This window comes from Aestuariivita sp. (assembly GCF_021404545.1).
Lineage (GTDB): Bacteria > Pseudomonadota > Alphaproteobacteria > Rhodobacterales > Rhodobacteraceae > Aestuariivita.
The window spans coordinates 17,882-33,847 of the sequence record NZ_JAAWWD010000017.1; the positions used below are offsets into that span (position 1 = coordinate 17,882).

15 protein-coding genes and 3 pseudogenes are annotated in these 15,966 nt (G+C 59.6%); 11 read left to right on the forward strand and 7 right to left on the reverse strand.

From position 1 onward, the window contains the following. Positions 1-61 precede the first annotated feature (61 nt). Positions 62-187, forward strand: coding sequence for a hypothetical protein (locus tag HEP69_RS07980; protein ID WP_290558025.1), 126 nt, complete (start codon positions 62-64; stop codon positions 185-187). 144 nt (positions 188-331) lie between these two features. Here the strand turns inward: HEP69_RS07980 and HEP69_RS07985 are convergent, their stop codons facing one another. From HEP69_RS07985 to HEP69_RS08005, 5 genes and pseudogenes are all read right to left on the reverse strand, one after another. Then, positions 332-934, reverse strand: a complete 603-nt coding sequence (locus HEP69_RS07985) for an amino acid synthesis family protein (RefSeq protein WP_290558026.1) — start codon at positions 932-934, stop codon at positions 332-334. A gap of 13 nt (positions 935-947) precedes the next feature. Continuing rightward, positions 948-1,910 (reverse strand): flavin reductase family protein, encoded by a 963-nt coding sequence (locus HEP69_RS23725; protein WP_366111311.1) that lies wholly within the window; start codon positions 1,908-1,910, stop codon positions 948-950. Between the two features lie 63 nt (positions 1,911-1,973). Continuing rightward, a pseudogene (locus HEP69_RS23730) lies at positions 1,974-3,055 on the reverse strand (CoA transferase); the annotation flags it as partial. Beyond that, positions 3,052-3,852: an alpha/beta hydrolase gene (locus tag HEP69_RS08000; protein ID WP_290558029.1), complete on the reverse strand. Its 801-nt coding sequence runs from the start codon at positions 3,850-3,852 to the stop codon at positions 3,052-3,054. The gene HEP69_RS08000 and the pseudogene HEP69_RS23730, both read right to left, overlap by 4 nt. After that, positions 3,852-4,253 carry a RidA family protein gene (locus tag HEP69_RS08005; RefSeq protein WP_290558030.1) on the reverse strand — a complete coding sequence of 134 codons (402 nt, stop codon included), beginning with the start codon at positions 4,251-4,253 and terminating at the stop codon, positions 3,852-3,854. Before HEP69_RS08005 ends, HEP69_RS08000 begins: the two co-directional genes overlap by 1 nt. A 144-nt stretch (positions 4,254-4,397) precedes the next feature. Between HEP69_RS08005 and HEP69_RS08010 the strand changes: the two genes are divergently transcribed. Genes HEP69_RS08010 through HEP69_RS08025 form a run of 4 tightly spaced genes read left to right on the forward strand, consistent with a single transcriptional unit; the run spans position 4,398 to position 8,712 of the window. Beyond that, entirely contained in the window at positions 4,398-5,879 is a 1,482-nt protein-coding gene (locus HEP69_RS08010; RefSeq protein ID WP_290558031.1) for an aldehyde dehydrogenase, read from the forward strand. A 37-nt stretch (positions 5,880-5,916) separates the two neighbouring features. Beyond that, positions 5,917-6,951: an LLM class flavin-dependent oxidoreductase gene (locus tag HEP69_RS08015; RefSeq protein ID WP_290558032.1), complete on the forward strand. Its 1,035-nt coding sequence runs from the start codon at positions 5,917-5,919 to the stop codon at positions 6,949-6,951. Positions 6,952-6,961: 10 nt separating this feature from the next. After that, positions 6,962-7,765, forward strand: coding sequence for a carnitinyl-CoA dehydratase (locus HEP69_RS08020; protein WP_290558033.1), 804 nt, complete (start codon positions 6,962-6,964; stop codon positions 7,763-7,765). Continuing rightward, the gene (locus HEP69_RS08025; protein ID WP_290558034.1) at positions 7,762-8,712 is read left to right on the forward strand and encodes a 3-hydroxyacyl-CoA dehydrogenase NAD-binding domain-containing protein; all 951 of its coding nucleotides are present in this window, start codon (positions 7,762-7,764) and stop codon (positions 8,710-8,712) included. The genes HEP69_RS08020 and HEP69_RS08025 overlap by 4 nt, the downstream gene beginning before the upstream one ends. Here the strand turns inward: HEP69_RS08025 and HEP69_RS08030 are convergent. Next, positions 8,681-9,742, reverse strand: a complete 1,062-nt coding sequence (locus HEP69_RS08030) for a GlxA family transcriptional regulator (protein ID WP_290558035.1) — start codon at positions 9,740-9,742, stop codon at positions 8,681-8,683. The genes HEP69_RS08025 and HEP69_RS08030 overlap by 32 nt on opposite strands. 143 nt (positions 9,743-9,885) lie before the next feature. Here HEP69_RS08030 and HEP69_RS08035 point away from each other — a divergent pair, with 143 nt between their 5' ends. The 6 genes and pseudogenes from HEP69_RS08035 to HEP69_RS08060 all read left to right on the forward strand — a co-directional run. Further along, on the forward strand, positions 9,886-10,770 hold the full coding sequence (locus tag HEP69_RS08035; protein WP_290558036.1) for a 3-keto-5-aminohexanoate cleavage protein: 885 nt from the start codon (positions 9,886-9,888) through the stop codon (positions 10,768-10,770). Between the two features lie 115 nt (positions 10,771-10,885). Further along, on the forward strand, positions 10,886-11,770 hold the full coding sequence (locus HEP69_RS08040; RefSeq protein ID WP_290558041.1) for an ABC transporter ATP-binding protein: 885 nt from the start codon (positions 10,886-10,888) through the stop codon (positions 11,768-11,770). A gap of 78 nt (positions 11,771-11,848) precedes the next feature. After that, entirely contained in the window at positions 11,849-12,955 is a 1,107-nt protein-coding gene (locus HEP69_RS08045) for an extracellular solute-binding protein (protein ID WP_290558037.1), read from the forward strand. A 59-nt stretch (positions 12,956-13,014) separates the two neighbouring features. Beyond that, a complete protein-coding gene (locus HEP69_RS08050; RefSeq protein ID WP_290558038.1) occupies positions 13,015-13,863 on the forward strand; it encodes an ABC transporter permease in 849 nt (282 codons plus the stop codon). Further along, positions 13,860-14,657, forward strand: coding sequence for an ABC transporter permease (locus HEP69_RS08055; protein ID WP_290558039.1), 798 nt, complete (start codon positions 13,860-13,862; stop codon positions 14,655-14,657). The genes HEP69_RS08050 and HEP69_RS08055 overlap by 4 nt, the downstream gene beginning before the upstream one ends. 11 nt (positions 14,658-14,668) lie before the next feature. Continuing rightward, positions 14,669-15,751: pseudogene (locus tag HEP69_RS08060) on the forward strand (acyl-CoA dehydrogenase); the annotation flags it as partial. Positions 15,752-15,765: 14 nt separating this feature from the next. Here the strand turns inward: HEP69_RS08060 and HEP69_RS08065 are convergent. After that, positions 15,766-15,966: pseudogene (locus HEP69_RS08065) on the reverse strand (hypothetical protein); the annotation flags it as partial.

Below are 15,966 nucleotides of genomic sequence, written 5' to 3' on the forward strand. Positions count from 1 at the left end.
CCGGGTGCAAGACCCGGCCGGCGTCGGGGCGCTGGCCTTCTTGACAAGATCGGAAATTCCAATGATCGGCAAAGACATCTCTCTGCCGGTTTTGCTGCCAACCCGGCAGTACATCGGCGATATCGCCAAGGTCATTGCCCGACAGCAGACGCGGCTTGAGCAGAACCGAAACCTGCGTTGCCCGTGAGAATCGTCCGACCCTCACGGACAAACGGCAGCGGCGCGGAACTCGATCCCGTTTGACCGGGTTGCAGTTCCAGCAGTCCGGGAGCGCCTGCAAGAGGCCCATCTGAAACCAGGCGCGCGCAATCACGCGCGCCGCAGTAGTCTTCTATACAGCCGCAGGGTTCTCCACGTCGCGCCCCAAAGCCGCAAGATCGGAATAGCGATCCCCGATGCGGTGATGCGGGCGGCCACGGGTCGCAGCACCAAGGGCCACCACCAACTCATCCACCCCGGGCGCATCATAAATTGAGAATTGCGCCGTCAGATAATGTGAGCGACGCCCGGTATCATGCTTGTCCATTAACGGGATCTGGATTTGCGTGTTCGCAGGGCCCCGCGTGTTCGTGAACCCAAGATAGCTCTTGGCGCCCACGGCCTCGCGGTAGAAATTGCCGAATTGAAGCGTATGGATCAGCGCCGAAGCATGTTCCAGCTCGCAACTCGTGCCCGCAATGCAGGCCTTACCATACGCTTCGATGGCAGTGCCAGATCCCGCCAGGGCAATCAGCCGATCTGACAGCAGTTCCCCCAGCACCGGGGCCATGCGCTGAATTTCGGGTGACAGGTCTTCTACGAACCCCTGACCGGCCCACGGATTCGTCACCACGGCGGCCACGCCGATCATCCGCAAAACCGGGTCGGATGCGCGCCCGCCCTCGGTGTGGATGTCCTCATCGAAAGTGACGACCTTGCGCAATTCGGGAAGCATATATTCTCTCCTGTCAGATACGATATGTCCGGTGTCCGGCTAGGGTATGCACCACGCCTTCCACCTCTGTTCCATGATAAATGCCAAAGCTGCCATGCCGGTTTTCCTGCGCATAGCGGCGCAGCATGGCGCGTTCGGCCTCGTCCTCGACCCGGTCGAGCGGCAGCGCGTTCAGATCAAAAAACCGCAGGCCCTCGGGGGCTTCGCCCTGCACCGTGCCATGGTAAATGATCCGCTGCGTGCCCGTCGGTGTGATCTGGTAGACCGCATAAAGGTCCGTCAATTCCGGAAACAACCCGCGATCGCCCAAACCAATGATCAACCCATCAACGCTGTTGTCCGAGGCTGGCGCGGTTGGAACGGTGATCGCGCCACTTGGACCTTCTGCCAACAACAGCCGGTCTTCACATTCCAGCACTGCCCCAAGTGTTCCGCCACCAGACGCCGCCGCATCCGTGAGCGCGCGGTCCACGCCGACATCGAAATAGGCCCCTTTGTAGTAGCCAAGAGGTTGGCCCTCTCCGGTTTCGAAATCCAGAACACGACCAATCAGGATCAGATGATCACCTGCATCCACCAGCTTGTGCTGCGCGCAGCTGAAACTGGTGAGCGCCCCATCCAGCACTGCCATGCCTTGCGCATTTGGGTGCCAATCCGCGATCTCGAATTTGTCTGCGGATTGCGAGGCAAAGAGGCCTGAGATCTCTTTTTGGTCATCCGCCAGAATATTGACCACAAAGTGATCGCACGCGGCGAACGTATCGCAGGACAGGGCCCGCTTGCCGATACACACCAGCAGCAGCGGTGGGTCGAGCGATACAGACGTGAAGGAGTTCGCCGTGAACCCGCGCGGTGTGCCATCTGCCTGACAGGTCGTAACAACCGTGACGCCGGTGGCGAAACGGCCAAAGGCATCGCGCAAAGCGCGTATGTCTGCGGGGTCCATCGGGGCTGGCGGTGCAAGCCCGGTCAGCATCGCGTTATCCGCACCCAGCCGGGGCGGCGCGGCCAGAGCGCCGTGGCCATGCGCGGCAAAACGCAGTGGGTTGGCGGCAACCGTCCAGGGCGCCTGACCAGGCTCCGGCGACGGCACTTTCTCAAGCATACCGCGCGCCGCAACATGCGGATCGGCAAAAATGTCCGCGACTGTGTTCAGTGGCCCGAAAGGCACCTGCCCACCCAGAAGACCCGTCAGCTCTGCCTTGGTGCGCTCGGAGGTCCAGGCCGTGACCAAACGCTCCACTTGCTCTGCATTCTGTCCCCGCTGGGCGCGATTGGCAAACCGCGGGTCTTGCCCCAGCTCTGGCTTGCCCATGATGTCTACCAGTCGACGCCAGAACGCATCGTCAACAATCCCGAGGGCGATATGCCCGTCTGATGCCGGAAACAGACCGAACGGCGCCAGAAACGGATGCGCATTGCCCTCGGGCTCAGGGACTTCTCCGGTGAAGTCGTGCAGATAGATCATGCGTTCGCACAACGATATCATTGCATCGTACATGGAGACTTCGACGAATTGGCCCTTGCCCGTGGCGTCGGCCTCTCGCAGCGCCGCCATGATGCCGAATGCCATCGTCATCCCGGCAAAGATATCGCCAATGCCAGGTCCGGTTTTCGTCGGTGTTTCGGGATTTGGGCCGGTCATCGCAATCAGCCCCCCATGGCCTGGGCGACAACGTCATAAGAAGGCCACTGGGAATAGGGGCTTTCCCCCGTCCGGGGATCGCCAAAGCCGCGGATCGCGGCATAGACTAGGCGCGGATTCTGCGCGGCAAGGTCTTCGTAGGACAGGCCCAGACGCTCCATCACGCCGGGACGGAAATTCTCGACAATCACGTCAGCCGTCGCAGCAAGCGCCCGAAACTGCGCCCGCCCATCTTCCGATTTCAGATCCAGGGCGATGCTTTTCTTGCCGCGGTTCATGCTGACAAAGTACCCGGCCCAAACTTTCTCAGGGTCATCATCGCGAAACGGCCCGTTGCCCCTGCTGGTGTCGCCGGTGCCGCCTTCGATCTTGATTACCTCCGCGCCGTGATCAGCCAAATGCATGGTGCAATATGGGCCAGACAGCATGCGGCTGAGATCGAGAACGCGCAGCCCTTTCAGAATCCGTGTGCTCATCGTGCTATATCCTGACGATCAAGAAAGGCCCGGAGCGGGCCGTTGACGGCTGCGGGGTCTTCGGCCAGTGCCATGTGCCGCAGCCCTGACAGAACGATCGCCTCGGCCCCCTCGATATCGGCGGCGATGGCGTGGGTCATTTCCGGTCCGTTCCCGAAATCCTCATCGCCGGTGATCACCAAAGCGGGACAGCTGATCGGCGGATCAGGCGCCACGATTTCATCGATCCCATCGGCCAGAACGCGGTAGATGGTGTGATAGACCGCCTTGTCGTTGGCCATGACCCACCCGCGCACGAGGTCCATCATCTGCGCGTTCGATACACGGAAATCCGCGGTGAACCAGCGGTCCAGCGCCGCCTCAACCGTGGCTTGCGGACCATCGTGACGGGCCTGTTCAACGCGCTTTCGAATCGCGGCCTGCGCCGTTTCGTTGCGTTTATGGGGAGAGTGAAGAATGACAAGCGCGCTTACCCTGTCAGGTCTATCTTGCGCAAAGCGCCGGGCAATCATGCCACCTAGGGAAAAGCCCGCGATCGTCACGGACGCAATGCCACAATGATCCAGCAACCCGTTCAGTTGCTTGGAAAAAAGCAGCAGGCTGGGGGTTTCCGGTGGGATCGCGCTGTCGCCATGGCCATAAAGATCATAGCTCAGAACACGGTAGCGATCCTGCAGCGCAGGAATGGTCCATTGCCAGCACGCGCGGTTGAGTCCAAGACCATGTATCAGCACAATCACCGGTGTATCCACCGGACCAGTAAGCTCAAACGCGGTGCCATCCGGAGCTTGCGCCATCAGCTTTCGCCTCCCAGCGGGCAGTAGGCCACCACCTCGACCTCGACCCGGGCGTCAACCAAGAGATCACTGACCACCGCAGAGCGGGTTGGCGGTTCAACCGGAAAGTACTCACCATAAACAGCATCGAAACCGGGGAAATCACTGCGGTCGCGCAACCAGACCAGGGCCTTGATGACGTCATCACGGGTGCACCCGGCTTCCGCCAGCGTGTGGGTGATGTCATCCAGCACCGCGCGGGTCTGCTCTTCGACGGTACCGCTGGTCATGGGCACGCCGTCTTGCATCGGAATCTGCCCCGTGAGGTACACAAAATCGCCAGCACGAATCGCTCGTGACAGCGACAACACCCGCCCCCCGATCTCCAGCGGTTCACCAATAACTTGCTTCTTTCTGACCATTGCACAGGGCTCCTTCTATGCCGAACCTGCCGCGCGCAACCGTCCAAGGATTGGGATTTTTCGACAAGCGGTGTCGATTATTCCCAAACCCCGACCTTCAAAGCCGCCATGAATGGAGGTGTCTCAAAGGGGGAGGAACATGTGATGTCCGATATCACGAGCTACCAAATGCTGATCGACGGAGCGTGGGTGGATGCCCAGGACGGCGGCACCTTTGACAGCGTGAACCCGGCAACCGGTACGGTATGGAGCCGGGTGCCCGAAGCCACAGAGGGGGACGTCGACCGGGCTGTAAAAGCCGCGCACCGGGCGTTCACCACCGGCCCTTGGGCAGGGATGACCCCGACCGAGCGCGGCAAATGCCTGCGCAAACTGGGCGATCTGCTGGCGGATCAGTCAGAGGCGCTTGGCCGCACCGAATCGATCGATACCGGCAAACTGCTTGGCGAAACCCGCTGGCAGGCCAAATACATCGCCGAGTTCTTCCACTTCTTTGCCGGATGTGCCGACAAGGTCAGCGGCGAGACCCTGCCCATCGACAAACCCGACATGTTCGTCTTTACCAAGCGCGAACCACTGGGTGTCGTCGCAGCCGTGGTGCCGTGGAACAGCCAGCTGTTCCTTGTCGCGGTCAAGATCGGCCCGGCACTGGCGGCGGGAAATACGGTTGTGCTCAAGGCCTCGGAACACGCCAGCGCCGCGATGTTGGAATTCGGAAAACTGATCGATGCGGCAGGCATCCCGCCCGGTGTCGTCAACATCGTCACGGGCCATGGCGAACCCTGCGGCCGGGCGCTGACCGGGCACCCGTTGGTTGCGCGCGTGTCCTTTACCGGCGGTCCGAATGCGGCGCGCCATGTGCTGGAGAATGCCAAGCGCAACTTTGCGGAGATATCGCTGGAACTGGGCGGCAAATCGCCCTTCATCGTCTTTGATGACGCAAATATCGAAAGCGCGGTCAACGCATCTGTCGCGGGCATCTTCGCGGCGGCGGGGCAAAGCTGCGTCGCCGGATCGCGGCTTTATCTGCATGAAGACATCGCCGATGAGTTCCTTGAACGCATGACAGAAATCGCAGGCCGGATCGTGATCGGTGATCCGCTTGCCGACAACACCCAAATGGGCCCGCTATGCACCCAAGGGCAACTGGAACACATCCAGCGGGAGGTCGCCCATGCACAAACCGAAGGCGGCACGGTGCTGACCGGCGGCCGGCAGCCTGAGGGCATGTCAGGCCTGTTCTATGAACCCACGATCATCGACTGCCCCCGCCAGGATCTGCGCATCGTCGACACCGAACTTTTCGGCCCGGTCCTGTGCGTGCAACGCTTCAAGACTGAAGACGAGGTTCTGGCGCTGGCCAATGACACCGAACATGGGCTGGCAGCGGGTGTCTTCACCCGTGACAGCGCGCGGTCGCTGCGCATGGCGAGCGCGGTGCGCGCAGGCATTGTCTGGGTCAACACTTACCGCGTGGTGTCCCCTATCGCCGAGTTCGGCGGCAACAAGACCTCGGGCTATGGCCGCGAAAGCGGATTCCAGGCCATCTACGATTACACAAGACCAAAGACCGTCTGGGTCAACACCTCAGACGATCCAATCAGCAATCCCTTCGTGATGCGCTGAGCCCCGCCCCACACATCAGACCAACAGGAGCCCTGCCATGAAATTCCAACTGGCCGTAAACATGGAACGGATCGACGATAGCCTGGATATGCAGGATGTCGCACGCCATACGCTCGGGATGGTGCATATCGCCGAAGAAGGCGGTTTCGATATCGTCTGGTCCGCCGAGCATCACGCCCTGGAAATGACCATCGCGCCGAACCCGTTTCAGCTGTTGACCTGGTGGTCTACCGAGACCAGCCGCATCCGGCTTGGGACCGCGGTCGCGACCGCCGCCTACTGGCATCCGATCAACCTCGCAGGGGAAGCCGCCTTCACCGATCTGATCAGCGGTGGACGGCTGGAGTTCGGCATCGGCTCGGGCGCTTACCAGCGTGAATTCGATCGGATGAAACCCGGGTTGAAGCAATCAGACGCCTGGCGCTATATGCAGGAAATGCTGCCTGCCGTACGCGCGCTCTGGCAGGGTGACTACGCCCATGACGGCGAGTTCTGGCAGTTTCCGACCTCCACCTCGGTGCCCAAACCGCTGCAAAATGACTTGCCTGTCTGGGTCGCCGCACGCTCGCCGATCACCTATGATTTCGCGATCCGCAACAAGTGCAATGTCAACTGCTGGCCGCTGACCCGCCCCTTCGCCGAAGCCGAGCTTTACAAGCAGCATTTCGATGACGCCATCGCCAAGGCCGACAACGATTGGCAGCCCCGATTTGCACTGATGCGCCACGCCTGTGTCTATGACAACGAAACCGACCGGCAAACCGCACTGAACGCGATCCGCACTGTTCTGAGCCAGTTCGAGAACCTGTTTCGCAACGCAGGTGATGTCCACAACGGATTTCCCGCGTCAGTCCCGCTGGATCAGTTGGAAGGACGTGAACAATACGATCCCGCGATGCTGGAAGAGAACCTGATGTTCGGATCACCCGAGACCGTTATCGAGAAACTCAAGCGGTATCAGGCGTTGGGCGTGAATGAGTACATCTACTACGCCTCCATGGGTCTGGATCACGCCAGTCAGCAAAAATCACTGCGCATGTTCTGCAACGAAGTCATGCCGGAATTCAGTTAAGGAGACGCGGATGTCGGACGGGGTAAAGGTCCACCGCGAGGGCCATGTGATGGAAGTCACACTTGAACGCGGCAAAGTGAATGCAATCGACGTCGCGACCTCACATGCGCTGGCGGCGGCATTTCAGGAATTGCATGAGGACAAAGACCTGCGATGCGCGATCCTGACCGGTGGCGGAGACAAGATCTTCTCGGCCGGGTGGGATCTCAAGGCGCTCAACGACGGCGAGATGCAGTTGGACAACTGGTGGGAGTCGGATGATTACGGCTTTGGTGGTTTCACCGGTCTCACCGAGAACTGGGCCCTGAACAAGCCGGTCATTGCAGCAATCAATGGTCTGGCGATCGGCGGCGGGTTTGAGATGGCGCTGGGGTGCGATCTGTTGATTGCAGCGGATCACGTCGAATTCGGACTGCCCGAAATGCCACTTGGGATCGTGCCGGACGCCGGTGCGCTGCAACGCCTGCCGCGCCGCATCCCGCACAACATCGCGATGGAGATGTTCCTGTTGGGCCGCCGCATGACCGCAGCCGAGGCCGCGCAATACGGACTGGTCAACAAAGTGGTTCCGCGCGATCAGTTGATGGACGCTGCTCGGGAATGGGCCGCCTCGATTGCGTGGTCGGCGCCCCTGGCGATGCAGTCGGTCAAAGAGGTCCAGCGTGTGATCGAATGCGTGCCACTGGAACAGGCCTTCCACAAGATGCGCACCGATCCGATGCCCACTTATCGCAAAATGCTGAAATCCGAGGATGCCGCTGAAGGCGTGGCAGCCTTCGTGGAAAAACGCGAACCCAATTTCAAAGGCGAATGATGTATCCAGATCCTTCAAGTGTCACCCGCGTCACCAGTATTGGCGCGGGTCCGATTGGCGGCGGTTGGGCGGCGCATTTCCTTGCGCGCGGATATGACGTCACCGCCTATCTGCACAATGAGTCCGAGACGCCCGCGTTTCGCGCCATCCTCGATACCGCATGGGTCAGTCTGACCGAACTGGGCCTTGCCGAGGGCGCTTCGCGTGATCGGCTGCGCATCGTCACCGATCTTGAGCAAGCGCTGGAGGGCGAGCAATTCGTACAAGAAAGTGCGCCAGAGCGGCTGGAGATCAAACAGGCTTTGTATAAGCGGATGGGGGATATCCTACCACCCTCCGTGGTGATCGGATCCTCTACATCTGGCCTCACCATGACGGAAATCCAGACCAGCTGTGCCACGCCCGAACGCACCGTGATCGGGCATCCGTTCAATCCGCCATATCTGCTACCCCTGGTCGAGATCGTCGGCGGTGACGACACCGCGCCTGAAGCCGTCGCTTGGGCGGGCGCGTTCTACCGGATCGCGGGCAAAGCACCGCTATTGATGAAAAAGGAAATTCCAGGCTTCGTCGCCACCCGCCTGCAAGAGGCCCTGTGGCGCGAGGCGCTCCATATGGTCGCCAACGGCGAGGCAACACCTGACGACATCGACATCGCCCTGATGAACGGCCCCGCGCCGCGCATGGTGTCACAAGGTCAGTGTATGGCCTTTCACGTCGCTTGTGGTGCGGGCGGAATGGCGACCAACCTGGACCAGTTCGGCCCGGCGCTGAAGCTACCCTGGGCGCGGCTGGAGGCACCCGAACTGACAACCGAGTTGCGTGATCGCATGGTCGATGGCTGCAATGCCATCGCCGGGGAACGGCATTTTGAAGATATGGCCGCTCAGCGGGGCCGCGAAATCGTTGCGGTGCTCAACGCGGTGCGTCAGTCCCGCGAGGGCTGATCGCGCCAGCCGTGACATCGTCCAACGTTGCCAGGAAATCGGACAGCGACCCCGGCCAGCTTGGCGCAGTTTCATTGACAGGCCAGGCTTCGCGATATTCCGAGGGACGGCGGCCAAAGATCCGTCCGAAGGAATAGGCGAAATGTGACAGCGTGTTGAAGCCCGAGGCGGTAGCAATTTCGCGTACGCTTAGATTTGTCGAAATCAACAGCAACCGGGCGTTCTGCAATCGCAGCAGCAATCCGAACTGAACCACTGTGCAACCCACATGTTTCTTGAACTGTCGCTCCAGCTGGCGTTGCGAAACGTCGAGCAGCCGGGCAATTTCCGGAACCTTGAGCGGTTCTTCGATGTTTTCCTCGATCAGGGTCATGGCCTCGCGGACAATCGGCAACATTGTCTCGGTGCTGCGCCCCATGGTACTGCGCTGAGGCGAGCTGGCGTTGCGAATCGGATGGTGCAGCATCTGGTCCGCGATCTCGCCGGAAAAGCCGCTGCCTTCGGTGCGTTCGATCAGGCGCAGCATCAGGTCAACGCCCGCCAGACCGCCCGCACAGGTCATCATACGCCCGTCGATGGTAAACAGGCATTCCTGCACATCCAGCCGATTAAAGGTCTCTCGAAAACCGCTGAGCCAAGACCAATGGGTCGTTGCCGGTTTGTCATCCAGCAGGCCCGCCCGAGCGATAATGTAACACCCTAATTCTACGCCGCATACGATCTCGCCACTGCGGGCACGTTTGCGCAACCACGCAAGTAGCTGGCGGTTGTCGTAGTGCTCTGTCCCCCAGCTGCCCAGGACAAAGACGAAATCAGCAGAGGGCAGGCTGTCGTCAGCGATAGCGACCTGCGTCATCATACCATTGCTTGCAACCACGTCCGCACCGTCAAACGACACGATTTCCCACGAGAAGATCGGCTCGGAAGCCAGATAATTCGCGATTCGCATCGTTTCGATCATCGTGATCAACGTGGTGATATTGAACCGCGGGACCACCACGAAAACGGCGTGCTGGGATGCTCTTGGCATCTGCGTTGTCGTATTGATCTGCATGGGGCTGCTTTCATTTTGTTGGTGCGATTTTTCGTCACTCTACGCACATCTCTGTCGTATAATCGACAAATATTTAACCCCCTCCCGCGCCAAGCTTTGGAAAAAGGGGGAGGTTCCTGATGAACTATGACGTTGTGCTGACATGTGCCGTGACCGGTGCCGGGGACACTGTCGGCAAGAGTCCACATGTCCTCGTGACACCAAAGGCCATCGCGGAATCTGCGATAGAGGCCGCGCAGGCAAGAGCGTCCGTGGTTCATCTGCATGCACGCGATCCCGAGACGGGCCAAGGGTCGCGCGACCCGAAACTGTTCAAAGAGATCGTCGACCGCGTGCGCGACAGCGATACGGATGTCGTGATCAACATGACAGCCGGCATGGGTGGTGATTGGGTGCCGGACCCCAGAAATCCTGCGATGCCCGGCGCCGGTACGGATATGATCGGCCCCGAAGAACGGCTGGCCCATATCAAGGAGTGCCTACCCGATATCTGCTCGCTCGATTGCGGTACGTTGAACTTCTCTGACACCGACATGATCTATATCTCTACCCCGCCAACCCTGCGCCGGATGGCATCGTTGGTGCAGGAATGGGGCGTCAAACCAGAGCTGGAGGTCTTCGATCTCGGCCACATCCGCTTTGCCAAGGCGATGATTGATGAGGGATTGATCGACGCTCCGCCGATGTTCCAACTCTGCCTGGGCATCCCCTGGGGCGCGGATCAAACCGTTGAGACGATGGCCGCGATGAAAGCGCAACTGCCACCAGGCGCAAGCTGGGCAAGCTTCGGCATCGGGCGGGGCCAGATGCCAATGGCGGCGGCGGCTGTCGCGCTTGGCGGCAACATACGCGTGGGGCTGGAGGACAACATCTATCTCGAACGTGGTGTGATGGCGACAAATGCCCAGCTTGTCACCCGTGCCCGCGAGATCACCGAGCGGATGGGCGGCCGTCTGCTGACCCCGCAAGAGACACGCAACAAACTGCAGCTCCGGGGGGTCTAATGATTGATCGCACCGATACAGGTAGCTTGCAAATCCGCAACGTCTCAAAACTGTTCGGGTCTCTTAGGGCCGTCAACAATGTAACCTCGACATTCGTAAGGGCGAATTCCTGACCCTGCTCGGCCCGTCTGGTTCGGGCAAAACCACATTGCTGATGATGATCGCCGGGTTTCTCGACATCTCCGAAGGCGATATTGAACTGGATGGGCAAACCATCGCCAACGTTCCTGCGGAAAAGCGCAATTTCGGCATGGTCTTCCAAGGTTATGCGTTGTTCCCCCATATGTCGGTGCGCGACAACATTGGCTATGCATTGAGCGTACGCAAGCGTCCTGCAGCCGAGATCAAGGCGCGCGTTGATGAGATGCTTGAACTGGTGCGGTTGCAAAAGTTTGCGGATCGCAAACCGGGGCAATTGTCAGGCGGGCAACAACAGCGGGTCGCGCTGGCTCGGGCCTTGTGTTTTGCGCCACCGGTCTTGCTGCTGGACGAACCGCTGGGTGCGTTGGACAAGAAACTGCGGGTCGAGGTGCAAGAGCAACTCAAAGACATCCATCACCGGATCGGCACAACCTTCATTTACGTCACCCACGATCAAGAAGAAGCCCTGTCGATGTCGGATCGTATCGTGATCATGCACGACGGAGCGATAGAACAGGTCGGCACCCCCAACGAGCTTTACGAGCGCCCGGTCAATCAGTTTACGGCCAGCTTTCTGGGGAAGTCCAATTTCGTTCAACAGAACGGAAAAATATGCGCTCTGCGCCCCGAGAAAATCGACCTGCGCGTCGGCTCTGGCCACAAGGATGCACGGCTGAGCGGAACGGTGCGCTCGATCACATATTTTGGCTCCATGCAGCGGGTCATTGTGGACGCTGCAAATGGCACCGAGATCGAGGTCGATATCGACGTCTGGCGCAATCGCGAAACGCTGACCCAAGGCGACGTTGTTGATCTGCTTTGGACGGATGAAGCAGCCGTGGAACTCAAGACGGCCTGAGGCCCCATAACAGAACACCCAGAAGGTGTCATGACAAAGCAACCGGGCATTCCCGGACCCAATAGGAGGAACTAAAGAATGCTAGGCAGACAGTTTATGAAAGAGACGCTGCAAGACAGCGCACATGCCTACAAGGAAGGCCGCATGGACCGGCGCACATTCCTGGCGCTTTGTGGCGCCTCAGGTGTGGCCATGAGCGCGGTAATGGCAGGTGACGCCCAAGCAGCCGCCGATCATGTGGTGATGTGGAACTGGGGTGGCCAATCCGAAGAGTGCCACGGGTCGGCCATCGGCGATCCATTTACCGAAGCCACGGGCATGGGTCTGAGGTTCGACACGTCGGGCCCGCTGGAAGGCAAGATTAAGGAAATGGTCGACAGCGGAAATGTGACCGCAGACGTGGCCGATGCTGATCTTTTCAATGCCGTTTCATTGGGGGTGACAGGCCATCTTGAGCCAATCGACTATTCCGTTGTTTCCAAAGACAAAACGCTGCCCGGATTTGCGCTTGAGCATGGTGTGTCGGTGATCCTTTACGGCTACGCCTTCGTCTATGACACCGAAGCCTTTGGCGACAACCCGCCGCAGAACTGGGCGGATTTCTTCGACACCGAAAAATTCCCCGGGATGCGCTCGCTTTACAAATGGGCCAATGGCTCGCTCGAAGCGGCACTGATGGCCGATGGTGTACCGGGCGATGCGCTCTACCCGCTCGACATGGACCGCGCGCTGGCCAAGATCAAATCGATCAAGGATGACAGTCTTTACTGGGGCTCGGGCTCTGAGGCACATTCGATGGTGGTGAACGGCGAAGTGTCCCTGGGCATGGTCTGGCAAAACCGCGGTCGCAATATCGAGAACGACACTGACGGGCGTTTTAAACTGGTGAACAATCAGGCGATGGCGATGCCCGGCGCCTATATCGTGCCAAAGGGGAATCCGGCAGGCGCGGCGGCGATGCAGTTCATCGCAACAGCCCAAGAAGTGTCAGCGCAGCTGTCCCTGCTGGATTGTCTGGGTATGACCCCGTCCAACCCTGAGGCGTTCGATCAGATCCCCGAGGATCAGCAGCCCTATGCCATCACCTCGGCCATGAACATCGACAAGATTGTCTATAACGATCCGGTCTGGTGGGGTGAAAACGGCGGAGCCGCGGTGAACGCCTTCCTCGACGCGATCAGCTGAAGATCACGCCATGGCCGCGCGTAATGCCGGCGGCCATGGCCTTGTAACCGGATAAACCAATGCCATTGCTCACCCGCCATATCCATCCCGGATGGTTGATCATCGCGCCGCTATTGGTGTTGGTGGTGACGTTGTATCTGGGTCCGATCCTCAACATCCTGTGGCTCAGCGTGACCGATCCCGAGCCGGGTCTGGGCAATTACGCCCAACTGGGCGAAAGCGATGCGCTGATCCGCATCATCTGGACCACGGTGCGCATCTGTATCATCACCACAGTGTTCAGCGTTGTGCTGGGCTATTCCATCGCCTACGCCATGGTGCACTGTCACCAGCGCCAGAAGAACTACATGCTGACGCTGCTGCTGGTCGCCTTCTGGATTTCGATCCTTGTGCGCACATTTTCCTGGCTGATGTTGCTGGGTCGCCGCGGGTTGGTGAACGTAGCACTGGAAGATATTGGTCTGATCGTGGAACCGATTGCCTTCATGCGCAACGAACTGGGTGTGCTGATCGGCATGGTGCATTACATGATCCCGTATGCGGTGCTGCCGCTGCTGGTCTCTATGCAGTCTTTGGATACCCGCGTGATGGATGCCTCACGCAACCTAGGGGCGTCTGGTGTGCAAACATTCTGGCGCATCTACCTTCCGATGACCACACCGGGGCTGGTCGCCTCGACGCTTCTGGTTTTCATCCTCAGCCTCGGTTTCTATGTCACCCCGGCGATCCTTGGCGGTGGCAAGGTGCTGATGGTCGCGGAATACATCTCTGTTCAGCTTCTGGTCACCCTTCAATGGGGCACGGCGGCAATGCTGGCGGCTCTTATGCTGTTCGGCGTGCTCGCGATGCTCTGGATGATGTCCCGCTTTATGAAGCTGAGTACCGTCTTCGGGGGGTCCACGCGATGAAACCGGGCCTGTTTTCACATTTCAACCAGATCGGCGCATGGGTATTGCTGCTGTTTCTTGTCACGCCCGCGTTGATCGCCATCCCCGTATCGCTGACGCCGAAACGCTTCCTATCGATGCCCGAGGGCACGTTTTCGTTGCGGCACTTTCAGAAACTCTTCACCAGTGAGGAATGGCTGTCGAGCTTCTTTCAAAGCGGTGTGATCGCGGTCTCGACATCCTTGCTGGCCACTCTGCTTGGCACGCTCTGCGCCATCGGGCTCTGGCGCGTGTCGTCAAGATACAGCGAATTGGTGCGGGCGCTGCTGCTGCTGCCGTTGATCATCCCTCAGATCATTTCGGCGATGGCGTTCTATCGGCTTTGGATTCCGATGGGGTTGCTTGACAGCTATGCGGGCCTGATCCTGGCTCACACGATCCTGGCCGCGCCAATGGTGCTGATCACTGTCAGCGCATCACTTGCTACGTTTGACCCAAGGCTGGAACAGGCATCTAAGAACCTTGGTGCCTCGAACTGGACAACCATGCGTCGTGTGATCCTGCCGTCGATCAAACCGGGGGTCTTTGCCGGGGCACTCTTTGCTTTCATCCTCAGTTGGGATGAGATCGTGGTCACGCTCTTCATTTCGAAGTTCAACGTCTACACCCTGCCGCGCCGCATGTGGAACGGCATCCGCGAGAACACCGACCCGACGGTTGCAGCCGCAGCCGTGGTCCTGATTGCTATCACCCTGATTGCCTTTGTCATTTCCGCAATCCTGTCGCGCCGGAATGCCAAAGCCGAAGCTGAATGAGCGAGGCGCAGATGAATATCGAAACCAGCCATGAAACCGACCTTCTGGTCAGCACGGTCCGCCGCTTTGTCGAGACTGAAATGTACCCTCACGAAGAAGAGGTGGATCGTCTGGGCTATGTCCCCGAGGAGATCGGCCGCCAGATCGAAGCCAAAGCGCATGAGCTGGGTCTGTTCGCCTGCAACCTGCCCGAAGACGTTGGCGGGGGCGGTCTCGGCTATGGTCCGATGTCGCTGATTGAACGCGAGTATGGCAAGACGTCCCACGCTCTGCAAAGCTGGGCCGCGCGACCGACCGAGTTGCTGATGGCCTGTGACGGCGTGCAGCGCGAGGAGTATCTGCTGCCGGCCGTGCGCGGTGAAAAGCGCGAGCTTTTTGCCCTGACCGAACCCGATGCCGGGTCCGACGTTATGGGGATGAAAACCAATGCGCGGCGCGACGGCGACGACTGGATTCTCAACGGATCCAAGCATTTCATCTCTGGTCCCTGCATGCCCGATTTCGCTATCGTCTTCGCGGCCACCGGTGAGGACGAGACCCCGCGCGGGCCGCGCAAGCGGGTCACGGCCTTTCTTGTCGACATTGGGACCAAAGGCTTTGACTGTCGCGAAGGCACGAAATGCGTCAGCTATCGGGGCTATAAGACGTTTGAATTGCACTTCGACAACGTACGCCTGGGCGCGGGTCAACTCTTGGGCGAAGAAGGCCGGGGCCTCGAGCTGTCGGGCAAATGGCTGGGCATGGGGCGCATCTGGGTTGGGGCGACCTGCTGCGGGAAGGCAGAGCGTATCCTGGAGATGGCAACCGACTGGGCCGCGTCGCGCAAACAGTTCGGCAAACCCATCGGCAGCTTTCAGGCCACCGGGTTCCGTCTGGCCGATGGCGCAATCCAGCTGCGGGCTGCGGATCTGATGGTCAAAGATGCCGTCGCCCGCGCCGAACAGGGCATGATGCGCGATGCAGATGCAGCGATGATCAAGGTGTTCTGTTCGGAAATGCTGGGAAAGATCGCGGACGATGCGGTGCAGATCTATGGTGGCATGGGATTGATGGAAGAGATGCCGATCCAACGCTTCTGGCGCGATAGCCGCCTAGGGTCTGTTGAGATTCACTTTGAGTTGAGCAGTGCTGCGCAAGCGTTGATGATTGCTGCGAAGCTGAGGTCGGTTTTGTCGGTTCGCAAGGCGATCCGTCGGAAGTCTTTCAGATCGCAAAAGAAATTCTCGACCAGATGTCGCCATTTGTACATTTCCTCATAAATGTGCAACGGGCCCTTGGGCTGCGGCCCCTGGGAAATGCAGAGCGGGTA